The organism is Caballeronia sp. J97 (assembly GCF_905220305.1).
GTDB lineage: Bacteria > Pseudomonadota > Gammaproteobacteria > Burkholderiales > Burkholderiaceae > Caballeronia.
Window position 1 is genome coordinate 165,911 of record NZ_CAJMZL010000009.1, and the last position, 23,578, is coordinate 189,488.

Here is a 23,578-nt window from a genome sequence, read left to right on the forward strand (position 1 = left end):
ATGTCAGGGTCACGCCACCGCTTCGGGCGCGTCGGTCTGCACGAAGGCATCGCAGAAGAACTCGTTTTCCGGCAGGCCCGCGCGGGTGAACTCGTCGCGCGCGGCGCTGGTCATCGCCGGATTTCCGCATGCGTAGACCTGATGCCCGGCGAGCGATGGATGATCGGCCAGCACCGCGCGATGCACGAGACCCGTGCGGCCGGTCCAGTCATCGTCGGGATCGGATAGCGTCGGGATGAATGCGACGTGTCCGTCGTCGTGCCACTTCCGCGCAAGATCGGCGAGATACAGGTCTTCCTTGCGGCGCGCGCCCCAGTACAGCTTCATCGGCCGCGCGAGCTTGCGTTTGATCGCATCCTCGACGATCGACTTCACCGGCGCGAAGCCCGTTCCCGTCGCGACGAGAATCACCGGCTTCTCCGATTCGTCGCGAAAGAAGAACTCGCCATAAGGCAGTTCGATACGCAACTTCTTGCCGACCGCGAGTTCCTTTAAAACGCCTTCGGAGAAGCGCCCGCCCGGAACGTGGCGCACATGGAGATGCACGCTGTCGCTCTGATGCGGCGGGTTCGCCATCGAATAATTGCGCACGGTCTCATCGTCGAGATGGATCTGCAGATACTGACCGGCACGAAACTTCGCGCGAACACCGATCGGCAGGCGCAGTTGCAGCACGGTGACATCGGGTGCGGGCTGCGTGATGCGAAACACGGATGCGTCGAGCTTCTTGCGCACGATGCGCTCGCGCTTCTCGATCTTGCGCGGCGCGATCGTCATGTTCGCGCCGGGGCGCACGCAGCACATCAACGCTTTTTCCGTGACGCCTTGCGTGTTCACGATGCCGCCCTGACACTCCGAGCACACGCCCTTGCGGCACGAATACGGCAGCGCGAAACCCGCGCGTTCGGCGGCATCGAGGACCGATTCGCCGTCGTTGCAATCGAAACCGATGTCGCTCGAGGCGACGCTGATACGGTAAGTCACTCAAGCTCCTTTCGAGCGGGCGATTCGCCGCGTGTCACGAGTGCGATCGCGCCGAGCAAGGGCGCGGGGTCCGCCACGATCTGGCCCGCGATGTCGAAGCCGCTGCCATGTCCGACGCTCGAAAACACCACATCGCCGCCGATCGACATCGCAGCCGAGTGGCGGCCGGCGCGCAGCTTCACGGGAATGTGACCCTGGTCGTGATACATCGCGACGAACACGTCGATGTCCTCGCGCGTGAGCAGCAAGTCCGCGCCTTGCGGTCCGATCGCGTCGATGCCTTCACCGCGCAACGTGGCGACGGCGGGCTCGGTCACGTCGATATCCTCGCGGCCGAACAGCCCGCCTTCTCCCGCATGCGGATTGATGCCCATCACGCCGATGCGCGGCTTTGCGACGCCCATCGCGGCCATCGCGCGCACCGCGGCGCGCGCCGCGCCTTCCACATGCTTCGACGTAAGACGCGCGAGCGCGCCCGCGAGCCCTTCGTGCAAGGTCGCGTGCACGATGCGCAAGCCGCCGCCGACGAGCAGCAGGTACACGTCATCCGGCGCAAGGCCGAGATGCTTCGCGACGTACCCGGGATAGCCCGCGAAGGCCGTGCCCGATGCGTTGATCGCCGTCTCCGAATGCGGGCATGCGATCACGGCATCGGCCTGTCCGGCGCGCGCGAGATCGAGCGCCGCGCGAACGTACGCGAGCGTCGCCGCGCCTGCTGCCGCGCTCACTTCGCCAGGCTTGAATGAATCGACGGGAAGCGCATCGACGTTCAGCACGTCGAGGGCATCGAACGGCAGCGCGCAACGCTGCGCGTACGAGCGGATCACGTGCGCATCGCCGACGAGAACGGCGCGCGGGCCTTCATCGGCCGCGAGTCGCGCTGCCGCTTTCACGGCGATCTCCGGTCCGATGCCGTTCGGATCGCCGATGCAAAGCGCGATGACGGAAGCGGCGCGCGTCATAGCGGCAACGCGAGCAGCGTGTCGATGCGCGAACTGTCGCACACCGCGATGCGCTCGCGTAATTTCACGCTGTCTTCGTGCCGCACGTAGACGTCGAGATAGCGTCCGGTGACGAAGAGGCTCGTCGTGCCGTCGCGCATGATGCGCGCGACCATGAACGAGGTCTCGCTGCGCACTTCCTCGCCGCTTTCCGACACGATATACGGCTGCCCCAGCAAATGCCGATACGCATGACGCTCGTAGATGTTCGCATCGCGCAGCGAAGCGATTCGGTCGATCAGCATGCCGCGCGACGCCGCATAGATCAGTCCCGCTTCGAGACCGCGCTTGTGATTTTCAGCGGTGGTCACCTTGTAAGCGCATTCGCCGACAAAGAAGTCCGGCCATTGCGTCAGGTCTCCGTCGTCGATGCAGCGCGCGTACTCCGCCTGCGCCCGCGCGATCAGCTGGAAAGTGTCTTGCATGATGCTGTCCCCGTCGTGCTCAATAGTTCATTGCGTGGCGATACGCCTTCCAGAAGCCGCGAATCGAGGCTTCCGTCACGCGGCTCTCGCTGCTCTCGGCGGTGTCGCCGCCCATTTCGATGACCGAGCACGCATGCTCCGCGCCTTCGATGCCACGTTGCACGAAGCCGCCGACGCACCCGTCCTCCATCGACACATAGCCCGCGGGGCCGACGAGATTCGCCTGACGCAGACGCATTTCGCGCAGTTCCGGCGTGTCGTCCTCGAAGCCGAGATAGATCCAGTTGAGTTCGGTTTGCTCGGTGCCGCGCGGCAGGATCTGGCGCACGGCGATCGCGTTCTGGATCTGCTGCAGCACGAAACCGGGAAACACGGAAAGGATCTGCAATGTGACGCCGTCGCCGAATTCGTCGACGCCTTCGAGCACGGACATGTCCTCCAGGCGATGGCCGCTTTCCGAGCGGATGTTCTGCTGCGAGTAATCTGTGCTGGCCGCTTCCTTCGCATGATCGACGGCCGAATAGCTCACGTGATGCGCGCCGCTCGGATCGACGATGATGCCGCCGCGCTGAGAAAGCCGGTTCAGTTGAAACGTCGTGAAGAACAGATGCAGGATGCTCGCGTGATACGAGTCCTTCACGTTCTCGACATAGAGTTTCCAGTTGTTCGGCAACATCTGCGTGAAGCGGCCGAGCACGACGGGCTTTCGGCCTTCGAGCACGCGCGCGATGCGCGACACGATTTCGTCGCCGAGATATTCCTCGAGCGGCGCGACGTCATCGGAATAACTGCCGAACACGAGTCCGTGCAGCGTCGCGACGCGCAGCTTGCGCAAGCCGTGGTCTTCCATGCAGAAGTCGGGCTTCATCCCGCCCCTGCCGTTGATGCCGTCCTTGAACGCGACGCCCAGCAAATCGCCCTGCAGGTTGTACGTCCAGGCGTGATAGACGCAACTGAAGTCCTTCGCGCTGCCCTGATCTTCGAGACACACCAGCGCGCCACGATGCGCGCAGCGATTTTCGAACGCATACAACTCGCCGTCTTCATCGCGTGTGACGACGACGGGCGTATCGCCGACGAAGGTCGCGCGAAAGTCGCCCGGATTCGGAAGCTCGACTTCGAGGCACAGGAAATTCCAGTTCGCGCCGCGAAAGACGTTGTCCTGTTCGTCGGCATAGACGTCCTCGCTCCGAAAGACGGTGTACGGCACGCGCGTCAGCCCTTCCGCGGGCCATGTCACCGTGGCGCGCGGCGCCGGTTTGATGGGGATGTAGTTCAAGTCGTTCTCCTTTGCGCTCCCGGCGCTTGACACTGTCTCGCCAGCATGTTCGAATAGCGTACGTTGTTCGAATATAGAACCATCATGACATCCGTCAAATTGCCTGTCAACGGCGATGACGGCGCGCCCGCGTCCGTCACCGAACCCGAGGTCGTCGCCGAAGAAGCGTCCGAGCCGCGCGCGCGCGAAGGAATGGGGGGTCTCGCGAAGGGGCTCGCGATCATCGAAGCGTTCAGCACGACAACCGTGCGGATGACCGTCGCGGAAGCCGCGCGCCTCGCGGACGTCACGCGCCCCGCGGCGCGCCGTTGCCTGCTGACGCTCGTCGATCTCGGTTATCTGTCGCACGACGGCAAGTTCTTCACGCCGTTGCCGCGCATGTTGCGGCTGGGCGGCGCCTATCTGAGCACGTCGTCGCTCGCGCAGATCGCGCAGCCGCTGCTGGCCGCCGCGCGCGACGAGTTGCAGGAATCCGTGTCGCTTGCCGTGCTCGACGAAGGGCATTCGGTGTTCGTCGGGCGCGCAGAGGCTATCCGCATCGTGTCGACGGGCGCGAAGCTCGGCGGCCGCCTGCCGGCGTATTGCTCGGCGACGGGCCGCGTGTTGCTGTCGCAAAAATCGAAGGGCGAGATCCTGCGGCACATTTCGGCGCTGCCGCTGAAGAAGCTCACGCCGCGCACGATCAGCGCGCCCGACGAAGTCATCGCGGCAATCCATCGCGTGCAGATCGACGGCTACGCGATGAGCGACGAGGAACTCGAACTCGGCATGCGCGCGATGGCCGTGCCGGTGAAGAACCGCACGGGCAGCATCGAGGCGGCGTTGAGCGTGAGCGTGTCGTCGGCGCGCGTGAGCGTCGACGCCATGAAGCGCGACTTTCTGCCCGTCTTGCAGCAAGTCGCCGCGCGGCTCGAGCGCGCGCTCTGAGCCACGCTTTATGACACCCGATATCTCATTCCTTCGTTGTAGACTCTCGGGTCCTTTTCGGAGCACGCCGGAAGGACCCGATTCCGCGCGACACCCTGTCGCATCAGCTTGATCTGAAACAAAATTTCAACCATTCGCGCCATCGCGAAAAATCGCGCATGGCATGATCTTGACGCGGCGCAAGGCCGTGCGGCGGCGTTCTCCCCCGGGACGCTTCGATCATAGAAACCAGCGAATGCAATGAATGAAAATACCCAACGTTTAGCAGTGCCATTGTTATCGGGGTTGATAGCCAGTCTCTGTCTTTCGGGATGCAAGCTGGAGGTGTTGGACTCGAAAGGCGTGATTGGCACAGCGGAATCCTCGCTGATCGCCACCGCGACTTACGCCATGCTTCTGGTCGTGATCCCGGTGATCCTGCTCACCCTGTTCATCGCATGGCGCTATCGCGCGTCCAACACGAAGGCCACATATGCGCCGAAGTGGGCGCATTCCACGGCCATCGAAGTCGTGATCTGGGCGATCCCCGCGGCCATCATCCTGTACCTCGGCATCCTGACGTGGAAAACCACGCACGAGCTCGACCCGTACAAGCCGCTGCAATCGGAAGTCAAGCCGATCAACGTCGAAGTCGTGGCGCTCGACTGGAAGTGGCTGTTCATCTATCCGGATCTGGGCGTCGCTTCGGTGAACCAGCTCGCGTTCCCGGTCGGCACGCCGGTGAACTTCCGCATCACGTCGGATTCGGTGATGAACTCGTTCTTCATCCCGCAACTCGGCAGCCAGATCTATGCGATGGCCGGCATGCAGACGCGTCTGCACCTCCTGACCGATCACGCGGGCGACTACGCTGGCATCTCGGCCAACTACAGCGGCAAAGGCTTCTCCGACATGAAGTTCCGCGCACTGGCCATGTCCGGCGCCGACTTCGACGCATGGGTGAAGAAGGTCAGGAACGCGCCAGAGAATCTGAGCATGGACGTCTACGCCGGCGTCGCACGTCCGAGCGAGAAGGTCGCGGTGCGCTACTTCTCCACCGTCGATCCGAAGCTTTTCAACAACATCGTCGCCAAATACAACTATGGCCGCTTCGATGTGAATGGCGCAAATTGTGTAACCAAGGGGTAAGCCATGTTCGGCAATCTAACGCTTGAGGCGATCCCGTACCACGAGCCCATCATCATGGGGGCGACCGCCTTCATGGCGATCCTCGTGCTCGGTACGGCCGGCCTTATCACCAAACTCGGAAAATGGGGCTGGCTCTGGCGCGAGTATCTGACTTCGGTCGATCACAAGCGCATCGGCATCATGTATCTCGTCGTCGCCGGGCTGATGCTCGTGCGCGGCTTCGCCGACGCGGTCATGATGCGCCTGCAGCAGGCCATCGCGCTCGACGGGCCGGGCTATCTGCCGCCGCATCACTTCGACCAGATTTTCTCGGCGCACGGCACCATCATGATCTTCTTCATGGCCATGGCGCTGCTGGTTGCGTTCTTCAACCTCGTCGTGCCCCTGCAGATCGGCGCGCGCGATGTGGCGTTCCCGTTCATCAACTCCCTGTCGTTCTGGATGACGGCCATGGCCGCCATCCTGATCAACCTGTCGCTCTTTATCGGCGAGTTTTCGAAGACGGGCTGGCTCGCGTATCCGCCGCTCTCCGAGACTCAATTCAGTCCGGGCGTCGGGGTCGACTACTACATCTGGGCTTTGCAGTTGTCAGGCGTCGGCACGCTGCTGACGGCGGTGAACTTCTTCGTGACGATCGTGAAGATGCGCGCGCCCGGCATGACGTGGATGAAGATGCCGGTGTTCACGTGGACGGCGTTCTGCTCCAACGTGCTCATCATGGCGACGTTCCCGATCCTGACCGTCGCACTGGCGCTGCTGGCGCTGGACCGCTACCTCGGCATGCACTTCTTCACGAATGACGGCGGCGGCAATCCGATGGTCTATCTGAACCTGATCTGGGCCTGGGGTCACCCCGAGGTCTACATCCTGGTTCTGCCCGCGTTCGGCATCTATTCGGAAGTGGTCGCGACGTTCTCCCGCAAGCCGCTGTTCGGCTACAAGACGATGGTGTATGCGACGTGCTGCATCATGGTGCTCTCGTTCCTCGTGTGGCTGCACCACTTCTTCACGATGGGCTCGGGCGCCAATGTCAATGCCTTCTTCGGCATTATGACGATGGTCATTTCCATCCCGACCGGCGTGAAGATCTTCAACTGGCTCTTCACGATGTACCGCGGCCGCGTGCAGATCACCTCGCAGATCCTCTGGACCATCGGCTTCGTCATCACGTTCACGCTGGGCGGCATGACGGGCGTGATGCTCGCCATTCCGGGCGCGGATTTCGTGCTTCACAACAGCCTGTTCCTGATCGCGCACTTCCATAACGCGATCATCGGCGGCGTGGTGTTCGGATACTTCGCGGGCGTCTCGTACTGGTGGCCGAAGGTGTTCGGCTTCAAGCTCGACGAAAAGCTCGGCAAGAAAGCGTTCTGGTGCTGGTTCGTGGGCTTCTTCGTCGCGTTCGTGCCGATCTATATCCTCGGCTTCATGGGCGCCACGCGTCGTCTGAATCACTACGACAATCCGGCATGGCAACCGTTCTTCATCGTTGCCGCTGTCGGCGTGGGCATCATCGCGGTGGGCGTCGTGTTCCAGGTCGCGCAGATCGTGGTCAGCATCATCCGCCGCAATCAGCCTGCGTATCGCGATCTCACCGGCGATCCGTGGAATGCCCGCACGCTCGAATGGACGATCAGCTCGCCGCCGCCGGTCTATAACTTCGCGAATATTCCGGCTGTGCGCGAACTCGACGATTTCGCCGATGCCAAGGAGCATGGCCGCATCGATACGCGTCCGTACCGCGACATCCACATGCCGTCGAACACGAGCGCGGGTCTGGTGATCGGCGTGCTCAGCCTCGTCTTCGGCTTCGCCGCCATCTGGCATATCTGGTGGATGGCGGTCGTCGGCCTCGTCGGCATCTTCGCTACGGTGATCGGCCACAGCTTCCGTGAGAACGCTGGCTTCATCATCCCGGCTGCGACCGTCAAGTCGACCGAAGAGCGCAATCGCCCTCCGAAGACGCCTGCGAAGGCCGGTACGGCGCGCGAACTCGAACTGGAGGCAATGTAATGTCGCAATCGACACTATCCGCGCAACACGCGCATGGGCACGAGCACGAGCACCAGTCGCATTCGGTGTTCGGCTTCTGGGCCTACCTGATGACCGACTGCGTGCTGTTCGCGTCGCTCTTCGCGACCTTCGCGATGTTCGCGATGCAGACCGCAGGCGGCCCGACGCCCAAGGACCTGTTCAACCTGTCGGACGTCGCGTTCGAAACGGGCCTGCTGCTCACGAGCAGCCTGACGTTCGGCTTCGCGATGATCTCGGCGACGCGCCGGAAGTCGGGCGCGGTGCTGGCGTGGCTCTTCGTCACGTTCTTGCTGGGCGCGGGCTTCCTGTGGCTGGAACTGCACGAATTCGCGCATCTGATCGCAGAAGGCGCAGGTCCGCAACGCAGCGCGTTCTGGTCGGCGTTCTTCACGCTGGTGGGCACGCACGGCTTGCACGTGTCCATCGGCATGATCTGGCTGGTCGTGCTCGCCGTGCAGATCGTGCGCAACCCGCAGATGAACGAGCGTGAACTGCGTCGCCTCGCTTGTCTGAGCCTCTTCTGGCACTTCCTCGACATTGTCTGGATTTGCGTGTTTTCGTTCGTCTACCTGGGGAGCGTCGTCTGATGGCACATACGCATACCGAATCAAGCGATTTCCCGCACGTCAGCGTGCGCGGTTATCTCATCGGCTTCGTGCTGGCCGTGGTACTGACCGTGGCGTCGTTCTGGGCCGCAACCTCTGGCGGGTTCAAGGGCGAAGGCGCAATCGTCGCGCTGGCCGTGCTGGCTGCGGTGCAGGTGATCGTGCATGTGGTGTTCTTCCTGCACGTGAACGCATCGAAGGGACAGCGCTGGCATGCGCTGTCGTTTGTGTACACCATCTTCCTGGCCTTGATCCTGATCGTCGGCACGGTCTGGGTGATGCATAACGTGCATATGCTGATGATGGCGCGATAAGTCGCTCGGCTTCATCGAGCGATCGGAAGCGGACCCGTGCGGGTCCGCTTTTTTTTCGCCTAGCGTGACCGGCGCTGACTGCGCGAATCCGTCAACGGATCAAGAATCTTGACAATTCAGCGAACGAGGAAGAATATCTGTCCATAATTTGATTTAATTATCCACAATATGGACAAGGAGACGCGATGAGCGCGCCAAAGCCCACGGCCGACGCCATGACGCCGTATCAACTTCCCTTCCCCAAAGAAGCGCAAAAGGAAATCGTCGTCCCTGCCGCGATTCCCGCCGACGAACGCGAATGGGTCCCGCAAGCCGAAAACGTCTGGTTCCGCCCGCTGTGTCTGAACGTGTCGACCGGTTACTGGATGAACCTCCTGCGCGTGCGCAAATCCGGCGTGCTGTCGCGCCACCGTCATCCGCAAGCGGTGCACGGCATGGTGCTCAAAGGCCGCTGGCGTTATCTCGAGCACGACTGGGAAGCGACCGAAGGCAGTTACGTCTTCGAGCCGCCCGGCGAAACGCACACACTCTACGTGCCGGAAGACGTCGAAGAGATGATCACCTACTTCCAGGTCAACGGCGTGATGTTCTACTGCGACCCGTACGGCAATTACACCGGCTACGAAGACGTGTTCACCAAGGTCGACATGTGCCGCAAGCATTACGAGTCGGTCGGTCTCGGCGCGGACTTCGTCGATCAGTTCATTCGCTAGCCTCAATCCAAACTCAACCCTCTAACAGACTCAAAAGAGCATTCGGAGGAGACAAATGCTGGAAAAGTCACCGCGCCTGAAGCGCATTCAGTGGATCGCCCTCACCTTCCTGACACTCGCGGGCATCGTGAACTATCTCGATCGCAGCACGCTCTCGATCGCGAATCACTCCGTCACGCAGGAACTCGGCCTCTCCGCCTCGCAGATGGGCCTGCTGCTCTCCGCGTTCTCGTTCGCCTATGCGTTTTCGCAACTGCCCATCGGCGTCATGCTCGATCGCTTCGGCGCGCGCATCATGCTCGGCCTCGGCATGTTCGTGTGGTCGGTCGCGCAGTTGTTCGGCGGGCTCGTCACGAACCTGCACCAGTTCCTCGGGGCGCGCATCGCGCTCGGCATCGGCGAGGCGCCGCAGTTTCCGGCGGGCGCGAAAGTCGTGTCCGAATGGTTCGCGCAGCGCGAACGCGGCAAGCCGACGGGCATCTTCGTCACTTCATCGACGATCGGACCCGCGCTCGCGCCGCCGATCCTCACCGTGCTGCTGCTGTCCTTCGGCTGGCGCAACATGTTCGTCATCATGGGCGCGCTCGGCATCGCGGTGTCGATCGGCTGGTACATCGTCTATCGCAATCGCCGCGACGTGAAGCTCGAATCGCACGAACTCGCGCATCTCACCGAAGGCGAACCGGCGCAACGCACGGAACGCAACTTGACCTTCGCGGAATGGCGCGGCCTGTTCGGCAAGGCGACGACCTGGGGCATGATCTTCGGCTTCATGGGCGTGATCTACATGGTGTGGCTGTATCTCACGTGGCTGCCGGCCTATCTCGAACACGAGCGTCATCTGACGATCGCGAAGACCGGCTGGGTCGTGACGATTCCGTATCTGGCGGGCACGCTCGGCATGCTGTCGTCGGGCTTCATCGCCGATGGCCTGATGGCGCGCGGCGTCGCACCCATCCGCAGCCGCAAGTGGCCGATCTGCTCGGGTCTCATCGGCGGCGCGCTCTTCACCGTGCCGGCCGCGTTCACGCCGAACCTCACGCTCGCGATCGTCTACCTCTCGGCCGCGATGTTCTTCGTGAACATGGCGAGCGGTGCGGCCTGGGCGCTCGTTTCCGTCGCCGCGCCGCGCCATATGGTCGCCTCGCTCGGCAGCATTCAGAACTTCGGCGGCTATTTCGGCGGCTCGTTCGCGCCGTTCATCACCGGCATGGTCGTCGACAAGACGCACTCTTTCGTGAACGCGTTTCTGATCAGCGCGGGTGTCGCGTTCGCCGCCGCGCTCGTCTACATGTTCGTCGTACGCTCGCCGATCGAGGACGCCGAACAGAAGGCCGAACCCGTCCCCGCCTTATAACCTTCACCGATATGACTTTTCAGGCTGATCTCTTCAAAGGCAAGACCGTCGTCGTCACCGGCGGCACGCAAGGCATCGGCGCGGGCATCGCGCAGCAGTTCGCGGCGCTCGGCGCGCGCGTGATCGCCGCCGGCCTCGCGCCGACCGATGCGCAACGCGACGCATTGGGCGCGGGCATCGAACTCGCCGCGCTCGATGTCGCCGACGCCGCCAGCGCCGCCGCGCTCTTCGCGACGCTCGATTCGCTCGACGTGCTCGTCAACTGCGCGGGGATGATCCGTCGCGGCGACGAGCACGACATCGAAACGTTCGAGCGCGTGATCGCCGTGAATCTCAACGGCACGATGCGCATGTGCGCAGCGGCGCGCCCGCTGCTCGCGAAAAGCAAGGGCGCGATCGTCAACACGGCGTCGATGCTGACGTTTTTCGGCGGCGGTCTCGTGCCCGCGTACAGCGCGAGCAAGGGCGGCGTCGCGCAACTGACGAAGTCGCTCGCGATCGCCTACGCCGCCGACGGCATTCGCGTCAACGCGATCGCGCCCGGCTGGATCGCGACGCCGTTGACGCAGGCGCTGCAGGACGACGACGGCCGCTCGCAGGCCATCCTCGAACGCACGCCGATGAAGCGCTGGGGTTTGCCAGAGGACGTCGCGCGCGTGACCGCGTTTCTCGCGTCGCCGGCGGCGTCGTTCATGACGGGCGCAATCGTTCCGGTCGATGGCGGCTATCTCGTGGCATGATTCCCGCATCATGCCTTCAGACATCACCTCTCTTGACGCCGCCAAGGCCACCGGCACCGCCGCCTTCTCCAAGTTCATGGCGGTGCTGCAACTCATCGCCGATGCCGACGAACCGCCGACCATCGCGCAGCTCACGGCGGCGAGCGGCTATCCGCGCCCGACGGTGTATCGCATCGTCGGCGCGCTGATCGCGGAAGGCCTGGTCGTCGAGGGCGCGCGCGGCGCATGTTACGCGCTCGGCCCGCGTCTGATGTCGCTCGCGAGCCGCAGTTGGGAGCGTTCGGACTTGCGCATCGCCGCCGCCGACGCGTTGCAGGCGCTGCGCGACGCGACGCAGGAAACGGTGCATCTGGCCGTGCGCAGCGGCTCGGAAATGGTGTATGTCGAAAAACTCGAAAGCCCGCACGCGGTGCGCATGGCATCGCGCATCGGCACGCGCGTGACGCTCTATTCGAGTTCCGTCGGCAAGGCGTATCTGTCGACGCAATCGCCCGCCGAACGCGATGCGCTGCTTCAAGGCATCGCGTTCCAGCGCTTCACGCCGAACACGATCGTCGATCGCCCCGCGCTCGACGCCGAACTCGACACGACCCGAGCGCGCGGCTACGCGGAAGATCGCGAGGAAAACGAAGCGCAGATTTTCTGCTACGGCAGCGCGATCGTTGGCGCGAACGGCGCGACGCTCGGTTGCGTAAGCGTCAGCATTCCGCTGTTCCGAAAGAGCGCGACGCCGCTCGAAACCTACATCGCCCCGCTCAGGGAAGCGTGCCGCGCGATCGCGGAGCGCATGAGCCCCGGCACGCGCTAGCGAAACACCGTGCCGCGCGTGCGTTGCGATGCCGCCGCGTATTTCGCGATCAGCGCGGGCAGGCGCGGCAGCGTGTGCGGCCAATGCGTCGCCTCGTGCGCGAAGCGCGCCGCCAGGCTCTTGCAACTCAACTGATCCGCCGCGAGCCGCACGATGACTTTGCGCGCGATCTTCCACACGTCGACATTCGGCGCGATGTCCTGCGCGACGCGCTCGATCCTCTCTGCCGCTCTCGACAGCAACACCGCCCGCGATGCGATCCGCCCGTGCGACGCGCTGAACATGTGCTCGGCGGGCGCCTTGCCGATCGCGGCGAACAGATGCGCGACACCGGCTCCGCGTCGCGATTGCGGCGACGCGAAACGCTCCGCCTCGCGTCGGTAGGTCGATTCGACGCGCACTTCGTGATGCGTCACGTTCGCCTCGGGACGGCCGTGCTCGAGATGCGCGCGCGCCGCCGCCTTGTGATCGCCTTCCATGAGCGCATGCGACACGCCGACGATGAAATCGCGCTCGTGCGCCGCGAAGATCATCATCGGGTTGTCGGCTTCCAGCACGATCTGGCCGCGCGTATCCGGCTCGATGCTCACGCGCGCACCTGCCGCGTCCAGGCCCGCGTGATACAGCCCGACGCCCAGCGCCATCTCGAAGAATGCTTCGATGAGCGTCGCGAGGACATCGGCCTGATCGAGTCCGCATGACGCAAGCGTGTCGGCATCCGACAGCGCCGCGGTTTCGATCGCGCGCGTGGTCAGCACGGCGTCGTTGCAATAGTCCCAAAGCACTTCGGGCACGGCGAGGCGGTCGTCGTCGCGCAGGCGAAAGCGCAAGTAGCTCTGATCGGCCGCGCGCTGACGCAGGTCGATCATCGCGTCGACGCTCTCGCGTGCGCGGCGCACCCATTCCACCGGATGCATCTCGCGCGCCTTCGCCGAGCGTCGTTCCGCAAAACGTGCCGCCGCGAGCGCGAGATCGAGATCGTCTTCGAGTTCGGCATGCGCATCCTTGCGCAGCAACGTGACGCGCACAGGCAACTTGCCGATACGGGCGACGTGCGTCTGCTCCGCGACGCCCGAGCGCAGCGGCACCTCGCTCAGTTCCGTCAGCTCGAAGGCGAGCGTGGCGGGAAACGTTGCTGCGCAAGCCGCGCGAAAGCGGGTGGCATCGTAGGGCGTAAAGAGTCCGTCGAGTTCGGAAAGCGCGACGCGCACGGCCGTTTCCGCGAGGGCCGGATGACGCGCGAGCGCGCCGGATGCGTTCTCCAGCACGCGCGACAACTGCGACAGCGCGGGCACGCCGGCGCCGAGCGGCGCGGCACGCGCGCCGTGCGACGCGAAGAACCGCGCCACGCGCGTCATCGCCGCGCCGTCGTCGGACAAATGCGTCTGATGGCTTTCATGCGCGAACGCGCGGCCGAGGCGCCAGAGCGTCGCAAGTCGTCGGACAAACAAATTCAGGCTCGCTGAAAGTGAATTGAAATTGCCGAGGGACCGCAATGCCGTCAAACGTGGCATCCGGATCGCTCAATGTTTAACACGATTCGCCCGAGCCTGCACGTCGATCAGGCGATGGGTTCGTTTAACAGCTCGGCGTGATTTGCTTCGTTATCCTTTATACATTCACGTTCATCCGAATCACCCATGACGCCGAGCCACGATTGTTTCACTTTCCAGCTCGATCCGTTTCGGTCGCAAAACGTACGGTTAAGCCGCGTCTTACAGAGTTGCGGCGCGCGTCCGGCTTTAATACCGACATCACGAACAGCCAGGTGCGAAATGAAACCCCTCCAGATCACCGTCGATGCGCAAGGCAACACGATCATCTCCCACTCCACACCGATCAGCGAACATTGCAAGAGCCGGGCGCGCCTGCTTTCGTCGCTTGTGAACATGGTCGCCGCGCCCGGTGGATTCGAGCACTTCTCGACCTTCTCCGATACGATGAAACGCGACATCCTGAGCCTCATGCATTCGATCGCGGAAGAGCAGTTGCCGATCATCGAGGCGCTGGAGCAACATACGGCGCAGTCCTACTACGACCGCGGTGCGAATGCGGCAGCCGAACACTATCGGCAGAAAGATCAAATGGTGAATATCGAAGCGCCGCCGCTCATGACTGACTACGCGCAGCGCTGATTCTCGAACGCTCCGTCGAAACTATGCGCCCCTGCATGAGAATGCAGGGGCGCTTTGCTTTTCCATCCGTGGAAAAGGCGGAACGACTGTAGCTTTTTGTCGATACGTATTTCGGATTAATTTCGATACGGTATCTTATTAATAGGTCGCGCTACAACGTATCAAAATCAAGACCGAGACAGCTTCGAGCGCCCTGCACGAAGACTCATAACGATAAAACGCGAGGCATCATGCAACACCATTCCGAGCCGCCAATGGCGAAAGCGATGTATATCCTTGGGCAGATCGGCGCGATCATCTGTCACGAACGTGGGCCGCGCCCACAAACCGCGGTGCTGACGAAAATGGCGTCGCGGCCCGCCGAGGGCTTTTCGATCGCCGTCGCGACGATGAACGAATTATGTCCGCCGCGACGCGGACATCGTCGCGCGTTGCTGCAATGGAAGCACAAGGAAATCCGGCGTCTGAGCAAAATGCTGCCCGATCCTTTGCCGACGGCCGCATCCGCGCATACTCAAATGCCGTTCTGGGCCGGCTATTGCCAGTACTGGGAAGACATGCTCAAAGAGCACGTTCAACGCGATATCGAACAGCTCACGCTTACGCTCCACGACATTCAGCGCAGGCGCGCCGACGCGTGATCGCCCTCGCCTTCGCGCGAAGCGAAATAATCGCGGAGCACCGCGATCATCCCGTCGAGTTCGGTCGGCTTCACGAAATAGCCGTTGAAGCCGGTCCGCTGCGCGCGCGTCAGGTCCTCCGGATCCGTGCGGCTCGTATGCGCGATCAAGAGCGTCGATAGATCGATGGCGCGGATCGCCTCGGCCGCTTCCCAGCCGTCGCCGAGCGGCATCATCAGATCGAGCAGCACCACGCCGGGTCGCCACTTGCGCGCGAGCGCCACCGCGTCGAGTCCGGTGTGCACCGCGCGCACGGTGAAATCGGCGTCCTCGAGCGCAAGACAGATCGCACGCGTCGCCTCAAGATCGTCATCGGCGATGAGCACGCGCGGCTCGTCGTGGCGCGTCGCGCGCCGCGGAATCTGCCACAGCGCCTGCGCAGGAACACGGTCGTGTCGTTGCATCGTTAAGGCCTCGGAATGGACGGAGATGAGAGCAACGATCATTCCCTCGCGGGTGTCGGCAAGTGCATCGGCAAGCGGCATGCGGACCGCCGACGTTACACTTCGGGATTACCCGAGGGCTGTCGCGACGCGCACATGCACGCGCGCCGTGCACGATTCGCATCGGCGTCGCAAGAGCGTCGACGATGGTGCACACACCCCAAAACGAGAGGCTAATCGATGTTCGTCGTGTATTGGCTCGGCGGCAACCCTGATATCGAGGGAGCGGCTCGCTTCAAAAGATTCGATGCAAACGCGCTCGGCGACGCGCTGCGCTTCGCGGAAGACCTGCGCCGCCGCCAGTCCGATGGCGAGGACATCGGCTTCGTCACGCTATGCAGTGAAAACCCGCATTCGGTCGGCAAGCCCGGCGTCGCCGATCCGCCGGCCGATTACGACTGGAAGAAGCGCCGCCGCTAGCCCGACCTGCCAGAACACGCCCGACCCTTGCGCGTGACAGCGCGGTTTTTTAAGCTGCTTTGTAAAAGATGCAGGCTCGCGCTCATTCACAGCTAACTTTGCGCGCCGATCATCCGATCTGAACGAAACAGACCGGAGACTCATCATGTACAAGCACATTCTCGTCGCGGTAGGCACGAGCCTCAGCGAAAGCGCCCTGACCACCGCCATCACGCGCGCACGCGACTGCAACGCACGGCTGACGGCGCTGCATATCGTCGATCAGACACCGTGGTGGGCCATCGTCACCGCCGACAGCAATCCTGGCGAAACGCTCGACGTCATCGACGATCACGCGCGGGCCGTGACACGCTATGCGGCGCGGCTGATCGATAGCGCGGGCATCGACGGCATCGCGCGCAGCGTGACGCAGCCGCTCGATGGCACGAGCGTCGGCGACCTGATCGCACGTGAGGCGAAAGCGCTGGGCGCGGATCTCATCATCCTCGGCGGGGAGGCCGACACTGGCTGGCGGCACGGCGAAGCGCGCCTGCGCGACGTGGTCTGTCAGCACGCGAGCTGCGATGTGCTGATCGCGGCGCACGCGAGCGCGCCGCTTTCCACGCAGAACGAAATGCAATCGATCGAGGCGCGCGTCGCCGCTTCGTCGGTCCGCGCGGGAACGCGCGCGTCGCATCGTCAGAGCGCGCCGCGCAAGTGAGCCGCAAGCTGGACGATGCCGATCGAGATCTGCTTTTCACGTTTCGGATCGAGCCGGCCGATCGGCACGCTCGTCGATACCGCGACGCGCTTGCCCGCCGGCGTCATCCCGACATAGGCCGCGAAGCACGCGAGACCTTCCGCGACTTCTTCGCGCTCCACCGCGAGCCCGCTCGCGCGAATCGATGCGAGTTCGCGCAGCAACGCCGCGCGCCGCGTGATGGTGCGCGGCGTCACCGCTTCGAGACGCTCGGGAAGGCGCTCGATCACGGCTTCATCGGGCATGCCCGCGAGCAGTGCCTTGCCGAGCGCGCAGCAGTGCGCGGGCAGCCGCGAACCGAGATCGGACACGAGCCGCACCGGCCGATGTGCGTCTTCGCGCGCGATATACACCACCTGCACGCCGTCGAGCACCGCGAGTTGCACGACCTCGTTGTGCTTGTTGATGAACGCGCCCGCGCCCTCGCGAAACGCGGCCTGCAGCTTGTCGTGCCGCACATAAGCGTTGCCGAGCTCGAACAGGCCGACGCCGATCATGTAACCGTCATCGCGCTTTTCGATCCATTGCATGCGCGCGAGCGTTTCCAGCGTCAGATAGAGCGTGCTGCGCGACAGGCCCGTGTGTTCGGCGAGCGTGGCCGCGCGCACTGGTTTCGCGGCGGCGGCGAGCGCTTCGAGAATATCGCTCGCGCGGCGCAGCGCGGGGACGTCGTAGGTTTTCTCCATAGCCGAATATTCCAATAGGTTGGACATTTAATCAACCTGATGGACACCACCCGGCACGCGGGCTACGATCGGCTTTCCTTTCCCGCCTGTCATTCGCATTCATGCAAACCGTCAACGTTTCCTCCTGTCTGCCCGAAGACTTCGCCGACGCCGTGCTGATCGGCCGCGTCTGGCGTCCCGCGCCCGTGAACGGCCCCGCCATCGTCGCGGTTCGCAAGGGGGAAGTGTTCGACATCACGCGCGCTGCGCCGACCACCGCCGATCTCTTCGACAGCGCCGATGCGCTCGACATCGCCCGAAACGCGGACGGCGAGCATCTCGGCAACGTGCAGGATCTGCTGCAGGCGACGCTCGATGCATCCGCCGACGGTGTGCGCCTGCTCGCGCCCTGCGACGTGCAGGCAGTGAAAGCGTGCGGCGTCACGTTCGCGGTGAGTCTGCTGGAGCGCGTGATCGAAGAGCAGGCGGGCGGCGACGCGAGCAAGGCGCAGGAGGTGCGCGACACGATCAACAAGCTGATCGGCGCGGATCTGTCGAAGATCAAGCCGGGTTCCGAAAGCGCGGCGAAGCTGAAGGCCGAGCTGGAGCGTCGCGGCGCGTGGTCGCAATACATGGAAGTCGGCATCGGGCCGGATGCCGAGGTGTTCTCGAAATCGCAGCCGATGTCGTCGGTCGGGTTCGGCGCGGATGTCGGCCTGTATCCGACATCGAAATGGAACAATCCGGAGCCGGAGATCGTGCTCGCGGTGAATGCGCGCGGGGAGATCGTCGGCGCGACGCTCGGCAACGACGTGAATCTGCGCGATATCGAAGGCCGCAGCGCGCTCCTGCTGGGCAAGGCGAAGGACAACAACGCATCGTGCGCGATCGGCCCGTTCGTGCGGCTGTTCGACGAGCGCTTCACGCTCGATACCGTGCGCGGCACGAGCGTGTCGCTGCGCATCGAAGGCGCGGACGATGGCTTCGTGCTCGAAGGCGTGAGCCACATGAGCGAAATCAGCCGCGATCCGGCCGATCTCGTCACGCAGACGCACGGCGCGCATCATCAGTACCCGGACGGCTTCATGCTGTTCCTCGGCACGATGTTCTCGCCGATCAAGGATCGCGATGCCGAAGGCGGTGGCTTCACGCATCATCTCGGCGATGTCGTGACGATCTCGACGCCGAGTCTCGGCGCGCTCGTCAACACGGTGAGGCTGTCGACCGAGATCGAGCCGTGGACGTTCGGCGTGCGCGCGTTGTACCAGAGTCTCGCGGCGCGGGGGTTGTTGGGAAAGGCGGGTTGAGGGCGTTGACTAAGGGCGTCGAGGCTCGGTTGCGTGGGCCGCTTCGACTGGTCTGAACGCGGCGATGATCGTGCGTGTGCCCAGTTGTCGCGCAGCGGCGCCGACGATTCCATTCCACCCACACGAACACGCCTAAAACCGTCTCACGACGCCCCGAAGCGAAACCCCTTCGCCTGCCCTTTCGTCACCAGTTGAACCGGCGTTTCCATATACGGCGACAAATCCCTTTGCCGCCGTCTTTCGAGCAACGCCTTCACCGCGACATCCACGCCGAATACCGCCTGCCGCGCGCCGAATTGTTCGACCGTCGCGAGCAGTCTGCCGTCGTCGAGCATCGGCTGCACGGCGTCGATATTGTTGTAGCCCGTCACCAGCACGCGGCCGGTTTTGCCGGCGATGCGGACCGCCTCGATCGCGCCCATCGCGATGTTGTCGTTCGCGCACAGCAGCCCGCGCAAGTCCGGGTGCGCATAGAGCATTTGCAGCGCGATCGCCTTGCCGCTCGCTCTGGTCCAGTCGCCGCTGTCGGTGCCGGCGACGCGCATGCCCGCCGCGTTCATCGCATCCGTGAATCCGAGCGTGCGCTGCTGCGCGTTGAGATCGTTCGGCGGCCCTTCGATGATGCCGACTTCATCGCCCGCCTTGAGCTTCGAACCGAGGTACGCACCGACGAGCTTTGCGCCGCGGCGGCTGTCCGGTCCGACGAACGGAATGGTGACGTGGGCCGCGTCCTGCGCGGCTTCGTCGAACGGATTGTCGATCGCGATCACGATGATGCCCGCCGCGATCGCCTTCGCGGTCACGGGCAACAGCGCCTTCGAGTCCGCGGGCGCGATGACGATCGCGTCGACCTTGGCGTCGATGAGCGTTTCGACGATATGGATCTGCCCGGCCACATCGTTGTCGGTGAGCGTGCCGTTGGTCGTGAGGTCGAGCTGCGATGCGTAATGCCGCTGGTAATTGCGCGCGCCGTCGATCATCGACACGACGAACGGATCGTCGAGCGACTTCATCACGAGCGCGACGGTCGCCTTGTCCGATGCCGCGCGAGCGTCGCCCGCGCGCACGAGCGCGCACGCGCTCAGGGCGCACGCGGCAAGCAGGCGGCGGCGGACAAGGCTCGTCATGAAATATCGAGACGGAAGGAAACGTCTCATTGTAGACGCACGCGCCCCGGCCGCCGGACGCAGCCCGGTCGCCAGTAAGGCCAGGCTTTCAGCGCGCCGGCATCGAAATCAGCGCTGCGCGCGCTTGCCCCATGCGAGCGCGATGAAGGCCGTGCACAGCGCTTCCATGCCAAGCGCGTCTTCGTCGTCGAAGCGGTTCGCCACCGGACTGTCGACGTCCCATACGCCGATCAGCGTGCCGTCGCTCGCGACGAGCGGCACGACAATCTCCGAGCGCGACGCCGAATCGCACGCGATGTGACCGGGAAACGCATGCACGTCCGGCACGACTTGCGTGCGCCGCTCGCGCGCCGCCGTGCCGCAGACGCCGCGTCCGAGCGCGATGCGCACGCACGCCGGCTTGCCCTGGAACGGCCCGACGACGAGTTCGGCGCCATCGAAGAAATAGAAGCCGGCCCAGTTCAGATCCGGCAGCGTGTGAAAAACGAGCGACGAGAAATTCGCGGCGTTGGCGATGAAGTCGGTTTCGTCGGCGATGAGGGCGCGGGTTTGCTGGAGCAGATCGTCGTACTGTGCGGTCTTGCTCGCGTGCGTGGCGTGGGAGATCGAAAACATGGAACGGCAGACGGAATGTCGAAAAGTGTCGCCGACGATAGCACATCGACCCGCCCGCCGCTTCGCGCGCATGCCCGGCCGAAAGCTGGTTTATCGCCGCTCGTAAGCTAGACGGAAAGCATCGGCGCTCAACTTGGCACTGCTGGTTGCATCGCCTAGTGTAAAGCGCACCGGGTCTGTGTCTTGCGACTGGCGGGCATCTCGTGTCACGCGTTCACCGACTCAAAAGACGCTTAAAACCCCCTCCGGGATTTCCCTCCTTTACTTCGAAGCGCCGTCGTTCTTAAATAAATCAACTTGATTTAATTAATGGCCACGACTCGATGGCCGGTTCTTCGGAGACAGCGCGTGAAATCCCCAAGCGGCAGAGGAAGCAACTCCGCGAACGTCCGCCGGTACAACGAGCGCCTGCTGCTGCAGGCGCTGCGGCGCGCCGAGCCGGCGTCGAAGGCGGATCTGGCCCGCCACGCGAATCTGACGAGCACGGCGGTCGGCAGCATCGTCGAATCGCTGGAAAATGCGGGTCTGATCGAATACTCCGGACGCCGTCTCGACGGCCAGCGCGGCCAGCCCGCGTCGCTGATCCGGCTCGATCCGCGCGGCGCGTTCGGCATCGGCGTGCGGCTCGACCGCACCGGCATCGAGACCGTGCTCGTGAATTTCGCCGGCGACGTGCTCGCGCGCAGCGCACTCGACGCCGTGCTGCCGCATCCGGCCGAAGTGCTGAAAATCGTGCAACGCGACGTCAAAGGCATGCTTCGCCTGCTTTCCGATTCCGAACGTGAGCGGCTGACGGGCGTCGGCATCGCCCAGCCTTTCAATCTCGGCAGCTGGCTGCGCGAACTCGGCTTGCCCGCCGAGCGTTTCCGCGCCTGGGACGAAACGGATTTCGCCGATGAGCTCGGCCGCGCGCTGGCGTTGCCGGTCTTCAGCGAGAACGACGGCAACGCCGCCGCGACCGCCGAACTCTTTTACGGCCACGGCCGCCGCTGCGACGACTTCGTGTATCTGTTTCTCGGCTCGGCGATCGGCGGCGGCATTGCGATCAACGGCGACTGTCTGCGCGGCACATCGGGCAATGCGGGCGATATCGGCGTGATTCCCGTGCCGCCGAGCCGCCTGCCGTCCGCGCCGCAGCCGGACGGCCAGTGGGACATCCTTCTGTCGCGCGCGTCGCTGAATGCGCTGGTGCGGCATCTCAACTACTGCGGCGCGGCGGCGGACAACCGCGTCGACTTGCAGGCGTGCATCGAGCGGCATCTGCCGGCCGTCGACGAATGGATCGACGATTGCATCGAGGCGCTCGCTCCCGCCCTGCGCGCGACGCTCTGCGTACTCGACGTGCCGATGGTCGTGATCGACTCCGACATCGACGGCGGCCTGCTCGACAAGCTCGTGAAACGTCTTTCGACGTCGCTCACCGCCAACGCGCCCGAAGCGCGCGGCACCCCGACGCTCGTGCGCGGCTCCTTCGGCCCGGATGCGGGCGCGATCGGCGCGGCCACGTTGCCGATGTTCTTCAACTTCTCACCGCGCGCGGCCATTCGCCACGCGGGCATCAAATCGCAAGAGGTGAACCATGCCGCATGATGCTTCCAGCCGACCGCCGCTTCTAGAAATGCGCGGCATCAGCAAAACCTTTCCGGGCGTGCGCGCGCTGAACGACGTGCGTCTCTCGGTCTATCCCGGCGAAGTGCATTCGCTGATGGGCGAAAACGGCGCGGGTAAATCCACGCTGATGAAGATTCTCTCGGGCGCGTATCAGGCCGACGCGGGCGGCGAGATTCTCATCGACGGCAAGGCGGTCACCATCGACGGGCCGCTCGCCGCGCGCTCGCTCGGCGTCGCCGTGATCTATCAGGAATTGAGCCTCGCGCCGAATCTGTCCGTCGCGGAGAACATCTATGCGGGGCGCGAGTTGCGGCGCGGCAGGCTGGTCGACCGCGCGGGCATGGAGCGCGGCTGCGTGGACGTGCTGAAGCGCCTCGGCGCGAACTTCAAGCCGCATACGCTCGTCGGGGATCTGTCGATCGCGGAACGGCAACTCGTCGAAATCGCGCGCGCCGTGCATGCGCATGCCCGCATCCTCGTGATGGACGAGCCGACCACGCCGCTCTCGTCGCGCGAAACCGACCGCCTGTTCGAGCTCGTGCGCCAGTTGCGCGAGGAAGGCATCGCGATCATCTACATCAGTCACCGGATGGCGGAGATCTATGAGCTTTCCGATCGCGTATCCGTGCTGCGCGACGGCGCCTACGTCGGCACGCTGATGCGCGAGGAGCTCTCCGCCGACAGCCTCGTGAAGATGATGGTCGGGCGCGACATCTCCGGCTTCTACAAGAAGCAGCACGCGCCCTACGATCCGGGCAACGTCGTGCTCTCCGTGCGCGACATGGCCGACGGCAATCGCGTGAAAGGATGCAGCCTCGATCTGCACAAGGGCGAAGTGCTCGGCATCGCGGGGCTCGTCGGCGCGGGCCGCACGGAGTTCGCGCGCCTGATCTTCGGCGCGGAACCGGCGACGCGCGGCGAAGTGTCGATGCACGGCAAGCCGCTGAAACTGCGCACGCCGCGCGACGCGATCGACGCCGGTCTCGTCTATCTGACGGAGGATCGCAAGGGCCAGGGCCTCTTCCTCGACATGAGCGTGCGCGACAACATCAACATCACGATCGCCGGGCGCGACGCGAAAGCGGGCGTGATGGACCTGCCGCGCGGCAACACGCGCGCGAAGGACGCGATCGCCGCGCTCACGATCCGCGTGCCGAACATGCGCGTGAACGTCGGCGCGCTGTCGGGCGGCAATCAGCAGAAGGTGCTGCTGTCGCGCCTGCTCGAAACGAAGCCCGAAGTGCTGATCCTCGACGAGCCGACGCGCGGCGTGGACATCGGCGCGAAGTCGGAGATTTATCGAATCATCAACGATCTGGCGCGCTCGGGCGTCGGCGTGATCGTCATCTCGAGCGAGCTGCCGGAAGTGATCGGCGTGGCGGATCGCGTGCTCGTGATGCGCGAAGGCGAAATTGCGGGCGAACTCGGCGGCCATTCGGGCAAGCCGATTTCGCAGGAAGGGATCATCGAACTGGCGACGGGCTCGAAGGTCGCGCTCGATCAGGCGGCTTAAAGGATATC

At 64.0% G+C, this 23,578-nt stretch carries 25 protein-coding genes; 16 read left to right on the top strand and 9 right to left on the bottom strand.

The genetic code is table 11. The features are described 5' to 3' along the window. Positions 1-9 precede the first annotated feature (9 nt). From U4Y90_RS14885 to U4Y90_RS14900, 4 genes are read right to left on the bottom strand one after another with little or no spacing between them, the layout of a single operon-like run. On the bottom strand, positions 10-984 hold the full coding sequence (locus U4Y90_RS14885; protein WP_321795482.1) for an FAD-binding oxidoreductase: 975 nt from the start codon (positions 982-984) through the stop codon (positions 10-12). Next, entirely contained in the window at positions 981-1,946 is a 966-nt protein-coding gene (locus tag U4Y90_RS14890) for a PdxA family protein (RefSeq protein WP_321795483.1), read from the bottom strand. Before U4Y90_RS14890 ends, U4Y90_RS14885 begins: the two co-directional genes overlap by 4 nt. Continuing rightward, the gene (locus U4Y90_RS14895; protein WP_415749353.1) at positions 1,943-2,410 is read right to left on the bottom strand and encodes an aromatic-ring-hydroxylating dioxygenase subunit beta; all 468 of its coding nucleotides are present in this window, start codon (positions 2,408-2,410) and stop codon (positions 1,943-1,945) included. Before U4Y90_RS14895 ends, U4Y90_RS14890 begins: the two co-directional genes overlap by 4 nt. 19 nt (positions 2,411-2,429) lie before the next feature. After that, positions 2,430-3,689 (bottom strand): aromatic ring-hydroxylating dioxygenase subunit alpha, encoded by a 1,260-nt coding sequence (locus U4Y90_RS14900; RefSeq protein WP_415749354.1) that lies wholly within the window; start codon positions 3,687-3,689, stop codon positions 2,430-2,432. A gap of 84 nt (positions 3,690-3,773) precedes the next feature. Between U4Y90_RS14900 and U4Y90_RS14905 the strand changes: the two genes are divergently transcribed. The 9 genes from U4Y90_RS14905 to U4Y90_RS14945 all read left to right on the top strand — a co-directional run bounded on the left by U4Y90_RS14905 (position 3,774) and on the right by U4Y90_RS14945 (position 12,315). Beyond that, entirely contained in the window at positions 3,774-4,616 is an 843-nt protein-coding gene (locus tag U4Y90_RS14905; RefSeq protein ID WP_321795484.1) for an IclR family transcriptional regulator domain-containing protein, read from the top strand. 240 nt (positions 4,617-4,856) lie between these two features. Beyond that, a complete protein-coding gene (gene cyoA, locus U4Y90_RS14910; RefSeq protein ID WP_321795486.1) occupies positions 4,857-5,744 on the top strand; it encodes a ubiquinol oxidase subunit II in 888 nt (295 codons plus the stop codon). A 3-nt stretch (positions 5,745-5,747) separates the two neighbouring features. Further along, complete coding sequence (cyoB, locus tag U4Y90_RS14915; RefSeq protein ID WP_321795488.1) at positions 5,748-7,757, top strand: cytochrome o ubiquinol oxidase subunit I; 2,010 nt, start codon at positions 5,748-5,750, stop codon at positions 7,755-7,757. Beyond that, entirely contained in the window at positions 7,757-8,365 is a 609-nt protein-coding gene (gene cyoC / locus U4Y90_RS14920) for a cytochrome o ubiquinol oxidase subunit III (RefSeq protein WP_321795490.1), read from the top strand. The genes cyoB and cyoC overlap by 1 nt, the downstream gene beginning before the upstream one ends. After that, complete coding sequence (gene cyoD / locus U4Y90_RS14925; RefSeq protein ID WP_321795491.1) at positions 8,365-8,697, top strand: cytochrome o ubiquinol oxidase subunit IV; 333 nt, start codon at positions 8,365-8,367, stop codon at positions 8,695-8,697. The genes cyoC and cyoD overlap by 1 nt, the downstream gene beginning before the upstream one ends. A gap of 185 nt (positions 8,698-8,882) precedes the next feature. Beyond that, positions 8,883-9,410, top strand: coding sequence for a 2,4'-dihydroxyacetophenone dioxygenase family protein (locus U4Y90_RS14930; RefSeq protein WP_321795492.1), 528 nt, complete (start codon positions 8,883-8,885; stop codon positions 9,408-9,410). Between the two features lie 55 nt (positions 9,411-9,465). Further along, positions 9,466-10,767, top strand: coding sequence for an MFS transporter (locus U4Y90_RS14935; RefSeq protein ID WP_321795494.1), 1,302 nt, complete (start codon positions 9,466-9,468; stop codon positions 10,765-10,767). An 11-nt stretch (positions 10,768-10,778) separates the two neighbouring features. Continuing rightward, on the top strand, positions 10,779-11,507 hold the full coding sequence (locus tag U4Y90_RS14940) for an SDR family NAD(P)-dependent oxidoreductase (RefSeq protein ID WP_321795495.1): 729 nt from the start codon (positions 10,779-10,781) through the stop codon (positions 11,505-11,507). A gap of 10 nt (positions 11,508-11,517) precedes the next feature. Further along, the gene (locus U4Y90_RS14945; RefSeq protein ID WP_321795496.1) at positions 11,518-12,315 is read left to right on the top strand and encodes an IclR family transcriptional regulator; all 798 of its coding nucleotides are present in this window, start codon (positions 11,518-11,520) and stop codon (positions 12,313-12,315) included. Here U4Y90_RS14945 and U4Y90_RS14950 read toward each other — a convergent pair. Further along, positions 12,312-13,766, bottom strand: a complete 1,455-nt coding sequence (locus tag U4Y90_RS14950) for an AarF/UbiB family protein (protein ID WP_321795498.1) — start codon at positions 13,764-13,766, stop codon at positions 12,312-12,314. The genes U4Y90_RS14945 and U4Y90_RS14950 overlap by 4 nt on opposite strands. A 324-nt stretch (positions 13,767-14,090) precedes the next feature. On the opposite strand from U4Y90_RS14950, the gene U4Y90_RS14955 reads away from it, so the two are divergent. Together U4Y90_RS14955 and U4Y90_RS14960 are read left to right on the top strand one after the other, a co-directional pair. After that, on the top strand, positions 14,091-14,450 hold the full coding sequence (locus tag U4Y90_RS14955; RefSeq protein WP_321795499.1) for a hypothetical protein: 360 nt from the start codon (positions 14,091-14,093) through the stop codon (positions 14,448-14,450). Positions 14,451-14,680: 230 nt separating this feature from the next. Then, complete coding sequence (locus U4Y90_RS14960) at positions 14,681-15,091, top strand: hypothetical protein (RefSeq protein WP_321795501.1); 411 nt, start codon at positions 14,681-14,683, stop codon at positions 15,089-15,091. Here U4Y90_RS14960 and U4Y90_RS14965 read toward each other — a convergent pair. Next, on the bottom strand, positions 15,067-15,534 hold the full coding sequence (locus U4Y90_RS14965) for a response regulator (protein ID WP_321795503.1): 468 nt from the start codon (positions 15,532-15,534) through the stop codon (positions 15,067-15,069). The two genes, U4Y90_RS14960 and U4Y90_RS14965, sit on opposite strands and share 25 nt — an antisense overlap. 219 nt (positions 15,535-15,753) lie before the next feature. Between U4Y90_RS14965 and U4Y90_RS14970 the strand changes: the two genes are divergently transcribed. Both U4Y90_RS14970 and U4Y90_RS14975 read left to right on the top strand, forming a co-directional pair. Then, positions 15,754-15,993 carry a hypothetical protein gene (locus U4Y90_RS14970; protein ID WP_321795504.1) on the top strand — a complete coding sequence of 80 codons (240 nt, stop codon included), beginning with the start codon at positions 15,754-15,756 and terminating at the stop codon, positions 15,991-15,993. A gap of 145 nt (positions 15,994-16,138) precedes the next feature. After that, positions 16,139-16,693 (top strand): universal stress protein, encoded by a 555-nt coding sequence (locus tag U4Y90_RS14975; RefSeq protein WP_321795505.1) that lies wholly within the window; start codon positions 16,139-16,141, stop codon positions 16,691-16,693. On the opposite strand, the gene U4Y90_RS14980 is transcribed toward U4Y90_RS14975, so the two are convergent. Beyond that, on the bottom strand, positions 16,672-17,418 hold the full coding sequence (locus tag U4Y90_RS14980; RefSeq protein WP_321795551.1) for an IclR family transcriptional regulator: 747 nt from the start codon (positions 17,416-17,418) through the stop codon (positions 16,672-16,674). The two genes, U4Y90_RS14975 and U4Y90_RS14980, sit on opposite strands and share 22 nt — an antisense overlap. 101 nt (positions 17,419-17,519) lie before the next feature. Between U4Y90_RS14980 and U4Y90_RS14985 the strand changes: the two genes are divergently transcribed. Continuing rightward, positions 17,520-18,704, top strand: a complete 1,185-nt coding sequence (locus tag U4Y90_RS14985) for a fumarylacetoacetate hydrolase family protein (protein WP_321795507.1) — start codon at positions 17,520-17,522, stop codon at positions 18,702-18,704. A gap of 143 nt (positions 18,705-18,847) precedes the next feature. Here the strand turns inward: U4Y90_RS14985 and U4Y90_RS14990 are convergent, their stop codons facing one another. Both U4Y90_RS14990 and U4Y90_RS14995 read right to left on the bottom strand, forming a co-directional pair. Then, a complete protein-coding gene (locus U4Y90_RS14990) occupies positions 18,848-19,831 on the bottom strand; it encodes a substrate-binding domain-containing protein (RefSeq protein ID WP_321795509.1) in 984 nt (327 codons plus the stop codon). 108 nt (positions 19,832-19,939) lie between these two features. Further along, positions 19,940-20,446, bottom strand: a complete 507-nt coding sequence (locus U4Y90_RS14995) for a GAF domain-containing protein (protein ID WP_321795511.1) — start codon at positions 20,444-20,446, stop codon at positions 19,940-19,942. Between the two features lie 348 nt (positions 20,447-20,794). On the opposite strand from U4Y90_RS14995, the gene U4Y90_RS15000 reads away from it, so the two are divergent. Both U4Y90_RS15000 and U4Y90_RS15005 read left to right on the top strand, forming a co-directional pair. Then, complete coding sequence (locus tag U4Y90_RS15000; RefSeq protein ID WP_321795512.1) at positions 20,795-22,036, top strand: ROK family transcriptional regulator; 1,242 nt, start codon at positions 20,795-20,797, stop codon at positions 22,034-22,036. Next, positions 22,026-23,570, top strand: a complete 1,545-nt coding sequence (locus U4Y90_RS15005; protein WP_321795513.1) for a sugar ABC transporter ATP-binding protein — start codon at positions 22,026-22,028, stop codon at positions 23,568-23,570. Before U4Y90_RS15000 ends, U4Y90_RS15005 begins: the two co-directional genes overlap by 11 nt. The last annotated feature ends 8 nt before the right edge of the window (positions 23,571-23,578 follow it).